The organism is Streptomyces sp. NPDC005483 (assembly GCF_040606035.1).
Taxonomy (GTDB): Bacteria; Actinomycetota; Actinomycetes; order Streptomycetales; family Streptomycetaceae; genus Streptomyces.
This window is the reverse complement of record NZ_JBEXEA010000011.1, coordinates 199,498-217,378: the sequence shown is the minus strand read 5'-3', so window position 1 is coordinate 217,378 and position 17,881 is coordinate 199,498. Positions and strand designations below refer to the sequence as shown.

The 17,881-nt window shown below is 70.1% G+C and carries 15 protein-coding genes; 5 read left to right on the top strand and 10 right to left on the bottom strand.

The window, feature by feature from the left end; all coding sequences use genetic code 11:
- Positions 1-33 precede the first annotated feature (33 nt).
- Positions 34-279 (bottom strand): hypothetical protein, encoded by a 246-nt coding sequence (locus ABZT06_RS22740; RefSeq protein ID WP_355743622.1) that lies wholly within the window; start codon positions 277-279, stop codon positions 34-36.
- The gene (locus ABZT06_RS22735) at positions 276-1,202 is read right to left on the bottom strand and encodes an SPFH domain-containing protein (RefSeq protein ID WP_355743619.1); all 927 of its coding nucleotides are present in this window, start codon (positions 1,200-1,202) and stop codon (positions 276-278) included. Before ABZT06_RS22735 ends, ABZT06_RS22740 begins: the two co-directional genes overlap by 4 nt.
- A gap of 238 nt (positions 1,203-1,440) precedes the next feature.
- Between ABZT06_RS22735 and ABZT06_RS22730 the strand changes: the two genes are divergently transcribed.
- Positions 1,441-3,786: a transglycosylase domain-containing protein gene (locus ABZT06_RS22730; protein WP_355743616.1), complete on the top strand. Its 2,346-nt coding sequence runs from the start codon at positions 1,441-1,443 to the stop codon at positions 3,784-3,786.
- A 52-nt stretch (positions 3,787-3,838) separates the two neighbouring features.
- On the opposite strand, the gene ABZT06_RS22725 is transcribed toward ABZT06_RS22730, so the two are convergent.
- From ABZT06_RS22725 to ABZT06_RS22710, 4 genes are all read right to left on the bottom strand, one after another.
- The gene (locus ABZT06_RS22725; RefSeq protein ID WP_355743613.1) at positions 3,839-5,962 is read right to left on the bottom strand and encodes a SpoIIE family protein phosphatase; all 2,124 of its coding nucleotides are present in this window, start codon (positions 5,960-5,962) and stop codon (positions 3,839-3,841) included.
- A 295-nt stretch (positions 5,963-6,257) separates the two neighbouring features.
- A complete protein-coding gene (locus ABZT06_RS22720) occupies positions 6,258-6,950 on the bottom strand; it encodes a DUF402 domain-containing protein (RefSeq protein WP_355743610.1) in 693 nt (230 codons plus the stop codon).
- Between the two features lie 72 nt (positions 6,951-7,022).
- Positions 7,023-8,426 (bottom strand): class II fumarate hydratase, encoded by a 1,404-nt coding sequence (locus ABZT06_RS22715; protein WP_355743607.1) that lies wholly within the window; start codon positions 8,424-8,426, stop codon positions 7,023-7,025.
- Positions 8,427-9,073: 647 nt separating this feature from the next.
- Positions 9,074-10,741 (bottom strand): fumarate hydratase, encoded by a 1,668-nt coding sequence (locus ABZT06_RS22710; RefSeq protein WP_355743604.1) that lies wholly within the window; start codon positions 10,739-10,741, stop codon positions 9,074-9,076.
- A 167-nt stretch (positions 10,742-10,908) separates the two neighbouring features.
- On the opposite strand from ABZT06_RS22710, the gene ABZT06_RS22705 reads away from it, so the two are divergent.
- Both ABZT06_RS22705 and ABZT06_RS22700 read left to right on the top strand, forming a co-directional pair.
- Positions 10,909-11,628 carry a DUF1707 domain-containing protein gene (locus ABZT06_RS22705; protein WP_355743601.1) on the top strand — a complete coding sequence of 240 codons (720 nt, stop codon included), beginning with the start codon at positions 10,909-10,911 and terminating at the stop codon, positions 11,626-11,628.
- A 175-nt stretch (positions 11,629-11,803) separates the two neighbouring features.
- The gene (locus ABZT06_RS22700; protein ID WP_355743598.1) at positions 11,804-12,175 is read left to right on the top strand and encodes a WhiB family transcriptional regulator; all 372 of its coding nucleotides are present in this window, start codon (positions 11,804-11,806) and stop codon (positions 12,173-12,175) included.
- Between the two features lie 176 nt (positions 12,176-12,351).
- Here the strand turns inward: ABZT06_RS22700 and glpX are convergent, their stop codons facing one another.
- Entirely contained in the window at positions 12,352-13,386 is a 1,035-nt protein-coding gene (gene glpX / locus ABZT06_RS22695; protein WP_355743595.1) for a class II fructose-bisphosphatase, read from the bottom strand.
- 126 nt (positions 13,387-13,512) lie between these two features.
- Here glpX and ABZT06_RS22690 point away from each other — a divergent pair, with 126 nt between their 5' ends.
- Positions 13,513-14,034 (top strand): DUF4245 domain-containing protein, encoded by a 522-nt coding sequence (locus ABZT06_RS22690; RefSeq protein ID WP_355743592.1) that lies wholly within the window; start codon positions 13,513-13,515, stop codon positions 14,032-14,034.
- Between the two features lie 81 nt (positions 14,035-14,115).
- On the opposite strand, the gene ABZT06_RS22685 is transcribed toward ABZT06_RS22690, so the two are convergent.
- The 3 genes from ABZT06_RS22685 to xseA all read right to left on the bottom strand — a co-directional run bounded on the left by ABZT06_RS22685 (position 14,116) and on the right by xseA (position 16,335).
- The gene (locus ABZT06_RS22685; RefSeq protein WP_123762837.1) at positions 14,116-14,706 is read right to left on the bottom strand and encodes a malonic semialdehyde reductase; all 591 of its coding nucleotides are present in this window, start codon (positions 14,704-14,706) and stop codon (positions 14,116-14,118) included.
- A 177-nt stretch (positions 14,707-14,883) separates the two neighbouring features.
- Positions 14,884-15,117, bottom strand: coding sequence for an exodeoxyribonuclease VII small subunit (locus tag ABZT06_RS22680; RefSeq protein ID WP_355743589.1), 234 nt, complete (start codon positions 15,115-15,117; stop codon positions 14,884-14,886).
- A 9-nt stretch (positions 15,118-15,126) separates the two neighbouring features.
- Entirely contained in the window at positions 15,127-16,335 is a 1,209-nt protein-coding gene (gene xseA, locus ABZT06_RS22675) for an exodeoxyribonuclease VII large subunit (RefSeq protein WP_355743586.1), read from the bottom strand.
- 525 nt (positions 16,336-16,860) lie between these two features.
- Between xseA and ABZT06_RS22670 the strand changes: the two genes are divergently transcribed.
- The gene (locus ABZT06_RS22670; protein WP_355743583.1) at positions 16,861-17,871 is read left to right on the top strand and encodes a 4-hydroxy-3-methylbut-2-enyl diphosphate reductase; all 1,011 of its coding nucleotides are present in this window, start codon (positions 16,861-16,863) and stop codon (positions 17,869-17,871) included.
- Positions 17,872-17,881 lie beyond the last annotated feature (10 nt).

Genomic DNA, 17,881 nt, shown 5'->3' with positions numbered 1-17,881 from the left:
AGGCGCAGGTGAGCACCGATTGTCACGGTTCTGCTACGCGTCTCCGGCGTCCTTCGGCGGCCGCCCCCGGCGCGGCAGCGGCCCGGTGTCGCCCGGCAGTCGGCCGGCCTCCTTCAGGGCTCTGCGCAACAGGAACTCGATCTGAGCGTTGGCCGACCGCAGCTCGTCCCCGGCCCACCGTGCCAGCGCCTCGTACACCAGCGGGTCCAGCCTCAGCAGCACCTGCTTGCGCTGCTGAGGCCGCCGCTCGGGGGAGCTCCCCTCGGAAGGTGCCGTCACTGGTAGAGCGTCCCGGTGTTCAGGACCGGCTGCGGGGCGCGGTCGCCGCACAGCACCACCATCAGGTTGGACACCATCGCCGCCTTGCGCTCCTCGTCCAGCTCCACGATGTCCCGCTCGGTGATGCGGGCGAGCGCCTCCTCGACCATGCCGACCGCGCCCTCCACGATCTGGCGCCGGGCCGCGACCACCGCGCCGGCCTGCTGCCGCTGGAGCATCGCCGAGGCGATCTCCGGCGCGTAGGCGAGGTGCGTGAAGCGGGACTCGATGATCTGCACGCCGGCCGACTCCACGCGCGCGTGCAGCTCGGTGGCGAGCTTCTGGGTGATCTCGTCGGCGTTGCCGCGCAGGGAGAGCCCGTCCTCCTCGTGGGCGTCGTAGGGGTACTCGATGGCGATGTGCCGTACCGCCGTCTCGGTCTGGGTGGCGACGAACTTCACGAAGTTGTCGACCTCGAAGGTGGCCTGCGCGGTGTCCTCGACCTTCCACACCACGACCGCGGCCAGCTCGATCGGGTTGCCGTAGGCGTCGTTGACCTTGAGGACGGCGGTCTCGTGGTTGCGGACCCGGGTGGAGACCTTCGTACGGGAGGTGAAGGGGTTCACCCAGCGCAGGCCGTCCTGGCGGATCGTGCCCTTGTAGCGCCCGAAGAGCTGGACGACCCGGGCCTCGCCCGGCGCGACGGTGTTCAGGCCGCGCAGCGAGATGAGCGCCACTATCAGCACCAGCACCCCGCCGACGGCGAACCCGGGGCTCTCCCCGCTCGCGGCGAACAGGAAGACGGCGAGCAACAGCCCGACCAGGCCGAGCAGTAGCGCGAGAGCGCCGCCGATGCTGTGCGCGGCGAACTCCCGCACGCGCGGGGCGGGCATGTCGGGTACGTCGGACGCGTCGGTGATGGGTTCGGAGTCCTGTGCGGACATGGTGGTCCCCCGTTCTGACTGTGATCTCAGAGCTAACTAAGTGATATCACTTTACCCCGCCCCGGCAACCTTGAAGCCCGCTCGGAGGTCTGGTTCCGAGAAGGCGGGTGCTGATTCTCACGCCCCCCCAGGGCCCGATCGATTGCCCTGTGTCATATAGACCGGTGTTAGCTTTCTGAGCTGACCTGAGCCACGAAACCTGTGTGGCCGCCGATGAGGAAGCGGAGCGAGTCGACCCATGGGACGAGCGGAAGAGAGAAGAGCACGTCAGCGCGGTGGCCGCCGCGCGGCGCCGCCCGCACGCTCGTCCGGGACGCCGAGCGAGGGCCTCGCGACCGGCGGCAGGGCCGCGGCGCGCAAGGCCGCCGCGCGAGGTAAGAAGGGCGCCAAGAACGGTAAGAGCGGCATACGCCGGCTCTTCACCTGGAAGAAGATCCTCGGCACGTTCTTCGCCTTCTGCCTGCTCGGCATCGGCGCCTTCGTCGTGATGTACATGATGATCGACGTGCCCAAGGGCAACGCGAAGGCGCAGGAACAGAGCAACATCTACAAGTACAGCAACGGCTCGGTCATGGCCCGTGAGGGCGACACCAACCGCGAGATCGTCGACCTCTCCGAAGTGCCCAAGCCGGTCCAGCGCACCTTCGTGGCCGCGGAGAACAAGACCTTCTACACGGATGTGGGAGTCGACTTCAAGGGCATCGCCCGCGGGCTGTTCAACACCCTGTCCGGCAAGGGCAAGCAGGGTGGCTCCACGATCACCCAGCAGTACGTCAAGAACTACTACCTCGACCAGGACCAGACCGTCACGCGCAAGCTGAAGGAACTGGTCATCTCGCTGAAGGTGGACCGCGAGACGCCCAAGGACGACATCCTCGCCGGCTACATCAACACGAGCTACTACGGCCGCGGCGCCTACGGCATCCAGGCCGCCGCCCAGGACTACTACCGCGTCGACGCCAGCAAGCTCAGCGTCGCGCAGGGCGCCTATCTCGCCGCGCTGCTCCAGGCCCCGAGCCAGTACGACTGGGCGGCCGCCAGCGACACCGGCAAGAAGCTGGTGACGGCCCGCTGGAACTACGTCCTGGACAACATGGTCCAGCAGGGCTGGCTGGACAAGACCAAGCGGGACGAGATGACGTTCCCGTTCCCCAAGGAGCCCAAGGCCGCCCCGGGCATGGAGGGGCAGAAGGGCTACTTCATCAAGCTCGCCAAGCAGCAGCTCGAGAAGCAGCTCGTGGCCAAGGAGGGCATCACCCAGGACGAGGCGGAGGCCCGGGTCGAGAATTCGGGGTGGACCTTCACCCTGAACATCGACAAGAAGAAGCAGGCCCAGCTGGAGAAGGCGGTCAAGACTCAGCTGACCAGCCAACTCGACCCGAAGAAACGCAAGGTCGACCGGAACGTCCAGGCCGGTGCCGCCTCCGTCGATCCCAAGACGGGGAAGATCGTCGCCCTCTACGGCGGCTCGGACTACACCAAGCACTACTTCAGCAACGCCAACCGCACCGACTACCAGCCCGCCTCGACCTTCAAGCCGGTCATCCTCGCCGCCGCCCTGGAGAACGCCTCCGAGACGCAGAGCGGCAAGGCGATCGGCGCGAACACGATCTACGACGGCACCAGCAAGCGCCAGGTCGTCGACAGCAACGGCAACAAGGTCGGCTTCGGTCCCGAGAACGAGGACGACACGAACTACGGCAAGGTCTCCGTGCAGACGGCGATGGACAAGTCCATCAACTCCGTCTTCGCGCAGATGGGCGTGGACGTCGGCATGGACAAGGTGCTGGCGACGGCCACCAAGCTCGGCATGGACACCGGCAAGCTGAGGCCGCTGCCCGCCTACACCCTGGGCACGATGGGCGCGAGCCCGATCCAGATGGCCGGCGTGTACGCCACCCTCGACAACCACGGCAAGCAGGTCACGCCGAGCATCATCAAGTCGGCGGAGCAGGGGGGCACCGAGTTCCAGCTGCCCGACCCGATCGGCGAGCAGGTCATCAGCCGGGAGGCCGCCGACACGGTGACCTCGGTGCTGACCGGGGTGGTCGACGACGGTACGGCCAAGAAGGCCGTCCAGCAGAACCCGGCCCGCGACGGCCGAAAGGTCGCCGGCAAGACCGGTACCTCCGACGACAACAAGTCGGCCTGGTTCACCGGCTACACCCCGGACCTGGTCACCTCGGTCGGTCTGTTCGGTGAGGACTACAAGACCCACGGGCAGAGCAAGCTGTACAACACGGCCGGCCTCGACCGCGTCAACGGCGGTGGCTTCCCGGCGGAGATCTGGGCGGCGTACACGTTCGGCGTCGCGGGCAAGAACACCAAGTTCGAGCTGGAGACCGACCAGGGTGCCGCGGTCCAGCCGACGTGGACACCGAAGCCCTCGGTGACCCCGTCGGAAACGCCCTCGGAGACGCCTTCGGAGACGCCGTCCGAAACGCCGTCGGAGACGCCCTCGGAGACGCCGTCCGAAACCCCGTCGGAGACGCCCTCGCAGAGCGCGCCGACCGGTGAGCAGAGCACTCCGGTCGAGACATCGACCTCACCGTTGAATCCGTTCGACCCGAACGGCGACCAGTAGCGAAAGAGAAAGGGCGCCCGGTGATCACCGGGCGCCCTTTCTTTCTCTTTCGCTAGCCCCTGTTGAGCTCGAACCACACCACCTTGCCGGTGCTCAACCGCGTGGCGCCCCACCGCCGGGCGAGCCGGTTCACGAGGTAGAGCCCGCGACCGCCCTCGTCGGTGGCCCGGGCCTGCCTCAGACGCGGCAACTGCGGCACGTCGTCCCCGACCTCGCAGCGCAGCACATCGGTCCGCAGCAACCGGAGCGTCACCGGCCGGGTCGCGTACCGCACGGCGTTGGTGACGACCTCGCTCACCAGCAGCTCGACGGAGTCGGTCAGATCCTCCATGCCCCAACGGGACAGCGCCCGTCGCGCGAGCCGCCGCGCACGGCCCGGTGCCGCGTCCTCCGGCTCCAGGAACCAGTACGCCACGTCACTGGGCGCGATCCCGTCGAAGCGGGCCGCGAGCAACGCGATGTCGTCGTCCCGGTCCCCGGGCCCGAGCATGTCCAGCACCTCGTCGCAGAGGGCCTCCAACGGTGGCGGATGATCCGGCCCGGTCAACTGCGCGGTGGCGGCGAGCTTCTCCCGCAGCTGCTCTATCCCGGTCCACACGTCCCGCAGCCGCGACTCCACGAGCCCGTCGGTGTACAGCAGCAGCGTCGCCCCGGCCGGCGCGTCCAGTTCCACGGCCTCGAAGTCCACGCCCCCGACACCGATCGGCGCGCCCGGAGGCACCCGCAGCACCTCCGCGCGGCCGCCCAGGTGCAGCAGCACCGGTGGCGGGTGACCGGCGTTCGCGATGGTGATCCGGTGCGAGACCGGGTCGTAGACGGCGTAGAGGCAGGTCGCCATGCGGTCCGTACCGAGCCGCTGGGCCTGCTCGTCGAGGTGGTGCAGCACCTCCTGCGGGGGCAGATCGAGGCCGGCGAGGGTCTGCGCGGTCGTCCGCAGCTGGCCCATGATCGCCGCGGACGTCATGGAGTGCCCCATCACGTCACCCACGACCAGCGCGACCCGGCTGCCGGGCAGCGGGATCGCGTCGTACCAGTCACCGCCCACCCGGGCCGTCTCGGCGGCCGGCAGATAGCGCGAGGCCAGCCGTACGCCGGTCGGCCGGGGGAGCGTCTCGGGCAGCATGGTGCGCTGGAGCTCGTCGGCGATGTACGCCTCACGGCCGTAGAGGACCGCCTTGTCGATGCCCAGCGCGCTGTGCGTGGCGAGCTGGGCGGCGACGAGCAGGTCGTCCGGGTCGAAGGGGATGCGGTCGGGGCGGCGCAGGAACAAGGCGGCGCCGATGACCCGGCGCCGGCCGCGCAACGGAGCGAGGATCGCGCGGCGGCCCGTCGGTACGGCGAATTCGGCGCCCTCGCCGAGCAGTTCCGGCAGCGCGGCGTGGGCCGCGGGCGTGTCCGTGAACACCGGGCGCACCCCGCGCAGCACCTCGGCGAGCGCGCTGCCGGGCTGCACCTCGCACAGTTCGGTGCCGAGCGCGTCCAGCTCCGTCGGGTTCTCCGGTACCGGCACCGGCAGGATGCCGTCCTCCAGGTCCCGCTCCTGCTGCGGGATGCGGTCGCTGCGCCGCAGCCTGAGCACGAGGGGACCGGTGGGCCGCTCGTCGCCGACGGGCAGCGGGTCGCGCAGATAGACGAGGATCGCGTCCGAGAAGGTCGGCACGGTCGCCCGGCACAGGCCCATCACGATCTCGTCCAGGTCGATGCCGCGGGCGATCCGGCGAGTGGCCGCGCCCACGAAGCGCAGCCGGTCCCCGTCGCGCCGCATGGGCGTGGGCCGGCCCGGGGGCAGTCCCTGCCCGGTACGGCGTTCGTCGCTGCTCAGGGACGGCCGCTCGTCCGTACCGCCCGGCTGGACCGGGACCCCCTCCGGGACGGGGCGCGGGCGGTGCGTGTCCGGCTCCGCGGCGGCCGGCTGGGAGTGCTCGGGGCCGGTACCGGCCGGGTTCATGGCCATGTCCTTGTGATTGCCGGCCCTGCCCGTCGTGCCGTTGCCGGCCTGGACGACGGGTGCCGCCTCCGGTGTGGGGTCACCGGAGCGTGCCTGGACGGGTAAAGCGGACGACGCCTCGACGCCCTGCGCGGGCGGCGGCGCCGGGGAACGCAGGAGCGCCCCGCGGGGGTCCGTGGGGTCGACGCCCGGCTGGGGGCGTTCGAAGGAGGTCGGGTGCTCCGTCACGCGTGTCGAATCCGTCCGTCCGGGGCTGCACGCCGTACGCGCAGTTGGTCCCGCCGAAATCCCGATACCCGGAATGTGTGTCCCAGGAACGAAATTCCCGCGTGGTCAGGGGCTGTTCCTGCGTTTTTGGTCAACCTTCCGCGGCCCGTACCCGTGTTGCCCTCGTACCCCACGCTCACGTCCTGCCGCCCCTCGGTGACGATCGGTCAAGCCCAGCGCCCGCTTCGGTAGTTGCCGCTGCGCGCTCTTGCGGAGGACGATCCTACGTTTGCAGCCCGGGGGCGCATCAAGGGTCTCATGAGGACAAGTGCGCGGGCGTACGGTCCCAGTCTTCCGGCAGGAGCGGGACACTCCAGGACGGATCGGGCCGCCAGTCGGGCCAGCCGTCCGAGAACGGCGGGCCCCAGGCGCGGATCACCTCCACCGCGGAGCGCCCGGCCGATCTGACCTGTTCGGCCAGGTCGGGGCCCATCAGCCCGTCCCGCTGGGCCTGCGCGAACTCGTCCTCGTCGCGCCACTGCCAACCGCGGTCCGGATCGACGGTGATGTCCAGGAAGTGGTCCTCCGAATCCACACCCCCGGCCCAACGCGCCAGCGGCTCCTCGAGGTTCACGTACCAGTTCTTGAACCGCCAGCCCGGCTCCCAGAACAGCCACACCGACCACGGCAGCCCCGGCCGCGCCAGCTTCAGCACCCCGGTGCCGAACCAGCGGTCCCGCTGGACCGAACGCGGCTTGGTGTAACGGGACTCCAGCGGCTCGGCGTGCACCGGCGTACCGTCGGCCAGCACCGGCCGCACACACTCGGTGCCCGGTGCCAGCCACACGGCGAGCAGGTCCTCGTCGTCGCGTACGACGGTGACCGGGCGGGCGATGTGGAAGCGCGCGCCCGCGTTCTCCCGGTAGCGCCACAGGATCTGACTCCCGGGCTCCCAGAAGTGCGCCGACGTACCCGCTTCCACCGCTCTCACCGCTCCACCGTCTGCCATGCACAGATATTAGGTGCCATAGGCATACGACGCTGCGGTGCGCGTCACGGTTCATGCCGGCGACGGGAAAGGTTACGGCCGTGTCATCCGCAGGACATCCAGCGCCTCGTCGAGCTGTTCGGCCGTCAGGTCGCCGCGCTCGACGTAGCCGCTCTCCAGCACGACCTCGCGGATCGTCTTCTGCTCCGCGAGAGCCTTCTTGGCGACCTTCGCGGCCTCCTCGTACCCGATGTACTTGTTGAGCGGGGTGACCACGGAGGGCGAGGACTCGGCGTACTCCCGGGCGCGTTCGCGGTGGGCGACGATGCCGTCGACGGTGCGGTCGGCGAGCAGCCGGGAGACGTTGGCGAGCAGCCGGACCGACTCCAGGACGTTCTTCGCGATGACCGGCAGCATGACGTTGAGCTCGAAGTTGCCGGCCGCTCCGGCGGTCGCGACGGTGGCGTCGTTGCCGATCACCTGGGCGGCGACCATCAGAACGGCCTCCGGGATCACCGGGTTGACCTTGCCGGGCATGATCGACGAGCCGGGCTGGAGGTCGGGCAGCGAGATCTCGGCCAGCCCCGTCCTGGGCCCGGAGGACATCCACCGCAGGTCGTTGGCGATCTTCGTCAGCCCGACCGCGATGGTCCTGAGCTGCCCGCTGGTCTCCACGATCCCGTCCCGGGCGCCCTGCGCCTCGAAGTGGTCCCGCGCCTCGGTGAGCGGCAGCCCGGTGGTGCGGGCGATCTCCTCGATGACGGCGGCGGAGAAACCGGGCGGGGTGTTGATGCCGGTGCCGACGGCGGTACCGCCCAGCGGCAGCTCGGCGAGCCGGGGGAGCGACGCCTCCAGCCGTTCGATCCCGTACCGCACCTGCGCCGCGTATCCGCCGAACTCCTGACCCAGGGTCACCGGGGTGGCGTCCATCAGGTGGGTCCGCCCCGACTTCACGACGTCGGCGAACTCCTCGGACTTGCGGGTGAGGGCCGCGGCGAGGTGGTCGAGGGCGGGGACGAGGTCCCGGGTGACGGCGGCGGTGGCGGCGATGTGGATGGAGGAGGGGAAGACGTCGTTGGACGACTGGGAGGCGTTGACGTGGTCGTTGGGGTGCACGTCACGGCCGAGCCGCTCGGTCGCCAGCGTCGCGATGACCTCGTTGGTGTTCATGTTGGACGAGGTCCCGGAACCGGTCTGGAACACGTCGATGGGGAAGTGCTCGTCCCAGTCCCCGCGGGCCACCTCGTCGGCGGCCTCCTGGATCGCCTCGGCGGCGTCCTTGTCGAGCACCCCCAGTTCGGCGTTCACCTTCGCCGCGGCCCCCTTGATGCGCGCGAGAGCCTCGATGTGCGCCCGCTCGATGCGCTGGCCGGAGATGGGAAAGTTCTCGACGGCCCGTTGGGTCTGGGCCCGCCACCTGGCGTCCACCGGGACCCGGACCTCGCCCATGGAGTCGTGCTCGATACGAAACGCCTGTTCCTGCTGCTCGTCGGCCACTGCCGATCACCTCCGTCTTGGTCAGCGTCGCCCCCGTGGCACCTATTCCTGCCGCACCCACCGGTCCGGAAACCCGGACGGCTTCGAGACCGACGGCACGAACCGGACGGGTGCTCACCGGGCTTCCCCGCACACCTCTCCACGGTCCCGGTCGCCGGCGGCCGCCGCTGACCCGACGTACGAGGACCCCGTCCGACAGCTCGACCGGGCCCTGAAAGGTCCTGCCCTCGCCCGCTCGACCGCACCGGGACCCCCCTCTCCGCCGGCCCCGGGCCCCGTACCAGAACGACGTGAACCGCTCAGGGCCGAAGCGGGGGTTCAGGGGGCGGGGTCCCCGGCGGGGTCGTAGGGGCGGAGCCTCTGGGGATGGGCCGGGTAGGGGCGGCGGGGGCGAAATGGGTCTCGGCCGCACCCCGCGGGGCTGCGCGAGCCCCGGGCCCCGCACCGGGGTCGACGTGAACGTCGGTGCGGGCGCCGGGTCCTGGATGAAGGTTCGTCCGGTGGGTACTGCCGCGTGCCACGCCGGGCGGCCTCGTGGGGGTTCAGGGGGCGGGGTCCCCGGCGGGGCCGTAGGGGCGGAGCCCCTGGGGATGGGGCGGGTAGGGGCGGCGGCGGCGAAAACCATCCCCGCCGCCACCCGAAGGCAACTACGCCAGGCCGGGACCGCGCACGGGGATCGACGTGAAGGTCGGCTGAGGCGCGGGATCTTGGAAGAAGTCGTTGCCCTTGTCGTCGACCACGACGAACGCCGGGAAGTCCTCGACCTCGATCTTCCAGACCGCCTCCATGCCGAGCTCCTCGTACTCGACGACCTCGACCTTCTTGATGCAGTCCTGGGCGAGCCGGGCGGCCGGGCCGCCGATGGAGCCGAGGTAGAAGCCGCCGTGCGTACCGCACGCGTCGGTGACCTGCTTGCTGCGGTTGCCCTTGGCCAGCATCACCTTGGAGCCGCCCGCCGCCTGGAACTGCTCGACGTAGGAGTCCATACGGCCGGCCGTCGTCGGGCCGAAGGAGCCGGACGCGTAACCCTCGGGCGTCTTCGCCGGACCCGCGTAGTACACCGGGTGGTCCTTCAGGTACTGCGGCATCTCCTCGCCCGCGTCGAGACGCTCCTTGATCTTGGCGTGCGCGATGTCCCGCGCGACCACGAGCGGACCGGTCAGCGAAAGCCGCGTCTTCACCGGGTACTTGGTGAGCTCCGCGAGGATGTCGTCCATCGGCTGGTTGAGGTCGATCCTGACGACGTCACCGTCGGACTCGAGGTGCTCGTCCGTCGTCTCCGGAAGGAAGCGCGCCGGGTCCGTCTCCAGCTGCTCGAGGAAGACGCCCTCGGCGGTGATCTTCGCGACGGCCTGGCGGTCGGCCGAGCAGGACACGGCGATGGCGACCGGGCAGGACGCACCGTGCCGGGGCAGCCGTACGACACGTACGTCGTGGCAGAAGTACTTGCCGCCGAACTGCGCCCCGATGCCGATCTTCTGCGTCAGCTCGAAGACCTTCTCCTCCAGCTCCTTGTCCCGGAAGCCGTGCCCGAGCTCCGAGCCCTCGGCCGGGATCTCGTCCAGGTAGTGCGCGGAGGCGTACTTAGCGGTCTTCAGCGCGTACTCGGCGCTCGTGCCGCCGACGACGATCGCCAGGTGGTACGGCGGACAGGCGGCCGTACCGAGCGAACGGATCTTCTCCTCCAGGAACTTCATCATGGAGGCCTCGTTGAGGACGGCCTTCGTCTCCTGGTAGAGGAACGACTTGTTGGCCGAGCCGCCGCCCTTCGCCATGAACAGGAACTTGTACGCGCCGCCGTCGGTGGCGTACAGCTCGATCTGCGCGGGGAGGTTGGAGCCGGTGTTCTTCTCGTCCCACATGGTCAGCGGGGCCATCTGCGAGTACCGCAGGTTGAGGTTGAGGTACGCGTCGTAGATGCCCTTGGACAGGGCCGCCTCGTCACCGCCCTCGGTGAGCACGTTCTGCCCGCGCTTGCCCATGACGATCGCGGTGCCGGTGTCCTGGCACATCGGGAGGACGCCCGCGGCCGCGATGTTCGCGTTCTTCAGCAGGTCGAGTGCCACGAACTTGTCGTTGCTCGACGCCTCGGGGTCGTCGATGATCCGGCGCAGCTGGGCCAGGTGGGCCGGGCGCAGGTAGTGCTGGATGTCGTGGATGGCCTCGGCGGCGAGCTTGCGCAGCGCCTCGGGCTCCACCTTGAGGAAGGTCCGCCCGTCGGCCTCGAAGGTGGAGACACCCTCGGAGGTCACCAGCCGGTAGGGGGTGGTGTCCTCTCCCATGGGGAGCAGATCGGTGTACGCGAACTCAGGCATCTCAGCCCATTCCTCACTCTGCGGGTCGACCACCCGCCTCCGTCGGCGGGCCGCACCAGCCTAGAACCTGTCCGGCCACGGCAGCTTGTGAGGTAAGGCTCAGTGGGTTCGCCAAGAGTTGTCCACAGCCCTAGTCGCGATCTATCGCGTTTCGGTACGCTGCTGCCGTGGACCTTCAGAAGCAGCCCGACCTCCAGAAGCCCGCGGGCCCCGCCCCCGCGGTGGCCGACCTGCGCGCCTCGGACGCCGACCGCGACCGTATCGCCGACATCCTGCGCGAGGCGCTCGCCGAGGGCCGCGTCACCGCGGACGAGCACGCCGAGCGGGTCGAGGGGGTGCTGAGCGCCAAGACGGTGGGCGAGCTGGAGGTCTTCATCCGGGACCTGCCGGCGGCCCACGGGCCCCGTACCGCCCCGGCCTGGACCCCGGCCGCCAACCGCCCGACCGACGCGATCCCCCCGGACCCGGACGACAACGTGGTGGCGGTCTTCAGCGCCGCCGTCCGCAAGGGCCGTTGGCGCGCGGGCCGCCGTATCCACGCCTACGCGGTCTTCGGCAGCGTCGAGATAGACCTCAGCGAGGCGATCTTCGAGTACCGCCAGGTCGTCATCAAGGCGTTCTCGGTCTTCGGCAGCGTCGAGGTGCGCGTCCCCGAGAACATCTCGCTGCGCGGCACGGGGGTCGGTGTCCTCGGCGACTTCCAGGTGGACACGCTCGACTCGGCCGAGCCGGACGCGCCCGTCGTGTACGTCGACGGCTGGGCCGTCCTCGGCAGCGTCGACGCGAAACCCAAGCGCGGCAAGCTCGTCGCGGACATTCTCGACCGCGTTCAGCGCGTGGTCGATCGCAAGGTCGACAGGAGTTTGCGCAAACACCTGGATCGTTGACGGTTGTGAATCCGGGCGGTTCCGCATCGGAGGGATCCGCCCCCGGTCGGCTCCCGAAGGCGCACGCGAACCCCCCGGAATCCAGCGGTTCGGGACTCAGTGCATAGGCGCGCGCACAGCGGGTAGGGCTTGCTGCATCGTCTCTCGCTCGCGAAGCCGTCGTCAGGAGTAGACCGTGCTGCAACCGCATTCGTCCCTGCAGGTAGCTGCCGTTCCGGCCCAGCGGGTGCCAGTGCGGGACAGGGACCAAGACGCTCCATGGCACACCGAGGCGGTGTGCCGGCGCGACGAGGCCGGCCTGTTCTTCGCCCCGTCCAAGGAACCCACCGCCGCGAGGCTCTCCCGCGAGGAGGCCGCGAAGCGCGTCTGTGCCCGCTGTCCGGTCATGGTCGAGTGCCGCGAACACGCTCTGCTCCAGCCCGAGCCCTACGGCGTCTGGGGCGGCCTGACCGCAGCGGAACGCCGGGTGGTCCTGGCCCGGCGCAGGCGCCGCGACCTGGAACTCACGAAAGCGGCGCGGGCGGCACGCATAGCCCAGGCGGGCTGAACCGCACGGACAGCAAAAGGCGCCCCCACCGCACTGGGGGCGCCTTTTGAACTGGGGCTGTGTGGAACCTGCCCAGGGGCGCGGGGCTGTCTTGATATGGGGCTCCGCCGCGTGGGCGCGAGAAGCCCGACGTGGCCGCACCCGCCGACGCTCCGAAGCCCCCGAGCTGTCAGGCCCTACTTGGCGCGGTCGAAGTCGATCGCGCTGTAGGCCCGCAGTTTGCTGAGCCGATGCTCCGAGTCGATCCGCCGGACCGTCCCCGACTTGGACCGCATCACGATCGAGTCGGTCGTCGCGGTCTCCGACCGATACCGCACACCCCGCAGCAACTCACCGTCGGTGATCCCGGTCGCCACGAAGAAGACGTTCTCCCCGGACACCAGGTCGTCGGTCGTCAGCACCCGGTCCAGATCGTGCCCGGCGTCGATCGCCCGCGCCCGCTCCTCGTCGTCCTTCGGCCACAGCTTGCCCTGGATCGTCCCGCCGAGGCACTTCACGGCACAGGCGGAGATGATCCCCTCCGGCGTACCGCCGATGCCCAGCAGCATGTCGACGCCGGTGCCCTCGCGCAGCGCGTAGATCGAGCCCGCCACGTCTCCGTCGGAGATCAGCTTGATCCGGGCGCCCGCCTCCCGGATCTCCTGGATGATCCCTTCGTGCCGGGGCCGGTCGAGGATGACCACGGTCACGTCCTCCGGAGTGACGCGCTTGGCCTTGGCGACCCGCCGGATGTTCACGGAGACCGGCGCGTCGATGTCGACGAAGTCCGCGGCCTCGGGCCCTGTGACCAGCTTGTCCATGTAGAACACGGCGGACGGGTCGAACATCGACCCCCGGTCCGCCGCGGCCAGGACGGCGATCGCGTTCGGCATGCCCTTGGCGTTGAGCGTGGTCCCGTCGATCGGGTCCACGGCGATGTCGCACTCGGGTCCGGTCCCGTCGCCGACGCGCTCGCCGTTGAAGAGCATCGGCGCCTCGTCCTTCTCGCCTTCGCCGATGACGACGACGCCGTTCATCGACACGGTGGAGACGAGGGTCCGCATGGCGCGCACCGCGGCGCCGTCGGCGCCGTTCTTGTCACCCCGCCCGACCCAGCGGCCCGCGGCCATCGCGGCGGCTTCGGTCACCCGCACTAGTTCCAGGGCGAGGTTGCGGTCGGGGGCCTCGGAGGGGACCTCGAGTTCGGACGGCAGATGATGATGCTCGGTCATCGGAGCGCACCTTTCTGATACGACGACGGCCGGATGAGGGTTCGACCGTCGACTCTATCGTCAGTCCGACAAAATGAGCAGGGGACCCCACGGATGAGCGGACCGGGCACCTGCGACGATAGGGGCGTGGCAGGTTCGAACGGCAAGCAGAAGACGGTCCGGGACATGATTCTCTCCCTGGGCCTCATCGGGATCGCGGCGGCGGTCATCTACGTGTTCATCCCGCACGACGACTCCGCTCCCGACGTCAAGACGGTCGATTATCGCGTCGAGCTGCTCACGGCGCGCCGCGCGGCCTCCTACCCGGTGGCCGCGCCCGAGGGTCTGCCGGCCGGGTGGAAGGCGACGTCGGTGCGCTTCCGGGGCGACCGGTCCGACGCCTGGCACCTGGGCTTCCAGGCCCCTGGCGATGAGTACGTGCAGATCGAGCAGTCGACTCAGAAGCCGTCGGAGTTCATCGACGAGGCGAGCCAGGGCGGCGAGGCGACGAAGCAGACCCGGCAGATCGCGGGCCGCACCTGGACGCGGTACACGGGCGGCCGGTACGACGCCCTCGTGCACCAGGGCGACGGGGCGACGACGGTGGTCGCGGGTACGGGATCGCTCGCCCAGCTGACCGAGATGGCGAAGTCGCTCAAGATGGCGTGAGAGCGCGTGCGAGAGGCGTGAGAGCGCGCGAGAGGGCCCGGCCGCCGGGCGGCCGGGCCCTCTCGTCGTGTGTCAGCCGTCTCACACGGTGGTGACGACCTCGTCGTACGCCAGACGCGGGGAGCGCGGGAACCAGGCGTCCTCGCCCGGCTTGCCGATGTTGACGACCATCAGCGGGGTGTGGTCGTCGTCGAGGAACTCCTTGCGGACGCCCTCGAAGTCCAGACCGGTCATCGGGCCGGCGGCGAGGCCCGCGGCACGGACGCCGATGATGAAGTACGCGGCCTGCAGGGCGGCGTTCAGCCCGGCGGCACCCTCGCGGGCGGGGCGCTCGCTGAAGAAGAGGTCCTTGGCCTGCGGGAAGTGCGGGAAGAGCTGCGGCAGCTCCTCGTGGAACTCGTTGTCCGCGGAGAGGATCGCGACCAGCGGGGCGGTGGCGGTCTTCGGCTGGTTGCCCTCGGCCATGTGCTGGACCAGGCGCTCGCGAGCCTCGGCGGAGCGGACCAGGGTGATGCGCAGCGGGCTCTGGTTGAAGGCGGTCGGGCCGTACTTGACCAGGTCGTAGATCGCCTGGACCTGCTCGTCGGTCACCGGCTCGTCGGTGAAGGTGTTCGCGGTGCGGGCTTCGCGGAACAGCAGGTCCTGGGCGGCGGGGTCAAGAACGAGAGACATGGGGGAACCTTCTCGGGAGGACGTCGGCCCCAGAAACGGACCGTGGACCGGTTGACGTCTCCGACCGTACGCGAATTAAGTTCAACCTTCAACCAAAACTGGTGCGTGGTGATCCGCTTCACAGATCGCCAGGTTCTACGAGGGCGCCGATCCGCGTCCGGCCCGCAGCCGCTCGCGCTACTCGGAGTTCTCCCCGCCGTCCTCCGACTCCTCGGCCAGCGCCGCGTCCAGCCGCGCCCGCGCCCCGTCGAGCCAGCGCCGGCACACCTTGGCCAGCTCCTCGCCCCGCTCCCAGAGCGCGAGGGACTCCTCGAGCGTCGTACCGCCCGCCTCCAACCGCCGTACGACCTCGATCAGCTCGTCCCGCGCCTGCTCGTACCCGAGCGCCTCTTCCGCCACCTTGCTGGTCATCCGCCCACCCTATGCATCGACTCGGACAGTGAACTCACCCTCGGCGACCCGCGCCCGCAGGGTCTCCTCCGCCGTCACCTCGTCCGGCGCCCGCACGACGTGCCCGTCGGACTTCTGGAGCACGGCGTAGCCGCGCTGGAGGGTCGCGGCGGGGGAGAGGGCCACCACGCGTGCGTGCGTGTGCGTCAGCTCGGAGTCGGCGCGGTCCAGCAGATGGCCCAGGGTGCGGCGGCCGCGGTCGGTCAGGGCGGCCACATGGTCGGCGCGCTCGTCGATCATCCGGTGCGGATCCTCTATCGACGGCCGCGCGAGCGCGTGCGCCAGCCCCCGCTCCTCCCGCTGCAGAAGCGCCTCCACACAGCGCCGCGCACGATCCCGCAGCGCCTGCACCCGCTCGTACTCCTCCCCGACATCCGGTACGACCTTCTTGGCCGCGTCCGTCGGAGTGGAGGCCCGCACGTCGGCGACGTAGTCCAGCAGCGGGGTGTCCGGCTCGTGCCCGATCGCCGACACCACCGGCGTACGGCAGGACGCGACCGCCCGCACCAACTGCTCGTCGGAGAACGGCAGCAGATCCTCCACGCTGCCCCCACCGCGCGCCACGATGATCACGTCCACGTCGTCCAGCGCGTCCAGTTCCTTGACCGCCTGCACGACCTGCGGGACCGCGTGCACCCCCTGCACCGGTACGTTGCGCACCTCGAAGCGGACGGCCGGCCAGCGGTGCCGGGCGTTCTCCAGGACATCCCGCTCGGCTGCCGAGGCACGCCCGCAGACCAGCCCGATCAGCTGCGGCAGGAACGGCAGCGGCTTCTTGCGCTCCGCCGCGAACAGCCCCTCGGCGGCGAGGGACTTCTTCAGCTGCTCCAGCCGGGCCAGCAGCTCACCGACCCCGACCGGCCTTATCTCGGTGGCCCGCAGCGAGAGCTGGCCCCGCGGCGCGTACCACTCCGGCTTCGCCAGTACGACGACCCGGGCGCCCTCGCTGACGACATCGGCGACGTCGTCGAAGACCTGGCGGAAGCAGGTCACGCTCACCGAGATGTCGTACGACGGATCGCGCAGCGTGAGGAAGACCACGCCCGCACCCGGGCGCCGGGAGAGCTGGGTGATCTGGCCCTCGACCCACACGGCACCGAGGCGGTCGATCCAGCCGCCGATCAGGCGCGACACCTCGCCGACGGGCAGGGGCGCTTCGGGAGTCGAGTTCACAGCCATGCCGCGAGCGTAACGGCCGGGTACGACAACGCACAGTCACCGGTACGGAACCATCGGCTGCGCTGGGCGACCAGCCCTCCGGCGCACTCACTCCTCCACCCGCGCCGCCGACCACTTGCGCCGCGCCCGCCCCCCGAGCCACACCGCGCCCACGGCCTGCGCCGCCCCTGACGTCTGCGCAACGCACCGTCCCGGTCGACGAACTACCGGCCGCGCTGGGTGACCAGCACCCCTGGCGCGCTCACGCATCGACCCGCGCCGCCGACCACGTGCGCCGCGCCCGACCCCGGGCCCGCTCACGAGCCACACCGCGCCCACGGCCTGCGCCGGCCCTGACGTCTGTGCAACGCGCCGTCCCGGTCGACGAACTACCGGCCGCGCTGGGTGACCAGCACCCCCCAGCCCGACCAGGAACCAGACCGTGCCCACCACCTGTGCCTCGTCCGTCGCGCCCCCGTCTGCCGGCCAGTCTTCCTGGGAAGGTCATGTGCACGCGATCTTCGACCGGCCGAACGCGGCCTTACGATGGGACGCATGACTGCTTCGCCTGGCCGCCGTGTCCTGCTCGCCGCCCCCCGTGGCTACTGCGCGGGTGTGGACCGCGCCGTGATCGCCGTCGAGAAAGCCCTGGAGCAGTACGGCGCTCCGGTGTACGTCCGGCACGAGATCGTCCACAACAAGTACGTCGTACAGACCCTGGAGAAGAAGGGCGCCGTCTTCGTCGAACGGACGGAGGAGGTCCCGCCGGGCAACATCGTCATGTTCTCGGCGCACGGCGTCGCCCCCGTCGTCCACGATGAGGCCGCGCGCGGAAAGCTCGCCACCATCGACGCGACCTGCCCGCTCGTCACCAAGGTCCACAAGGAAGCGGTCCGCTTCGCGAACGAGGACTACGACATCCTCCTGATCGGGCACGAGGGCCACGAGGAGGTCATCGGCACCTCCGGCGAGGCCCCCGAGCACATCCAGCTCGTCGACGGCCCGGCCGATGTCGCCAAGGTCGAGGTCCGTGACCCGTCGAAGATCGTGTGGCTCTCCCAGACGACCCTGAGCGTCGACGAGACCATGGAGACCGTCGACGCCCTCAAGGAGAAGTTCCCGCAGCTCATCTCCCCGCCCAGCGACGACATCTGCTACGCCACGCAGAACCGCCAGCTCGCGGTCAAGCAGATGGGCGCCGAGGCCGAGCTGGTCATCGTGGTCGGCTCCCGCAACTCCTCCAACTCCAAGCGGCTCGTCGAGGTCGCCAAGCTCGCCGGCTCCCGCGAGGCCTACCTCGTGGACTTCGCGAGCGAGATCGAGGAGACCTGGCTGGAGGGCGTGACCACGGTCGGCGTGACCTCGGGCGCCTCGGTGCCGGAGGTGCTCGTCGAGGAGGTCCTGGAGTGGCTGTCGCAGCGCGGCTACGGCGACGTGGAACTCGTGAAGGCGGCCGAGGAGTCCATCACCTTCTCCCTCCCGAAGGAGCTGCGGCGCGACCTGCGCGAGGAGGCCGCGGCGCTGGTCGCGGAGCGTAAGGGGACCTCGCAGGCGTGACTGTCCGTCG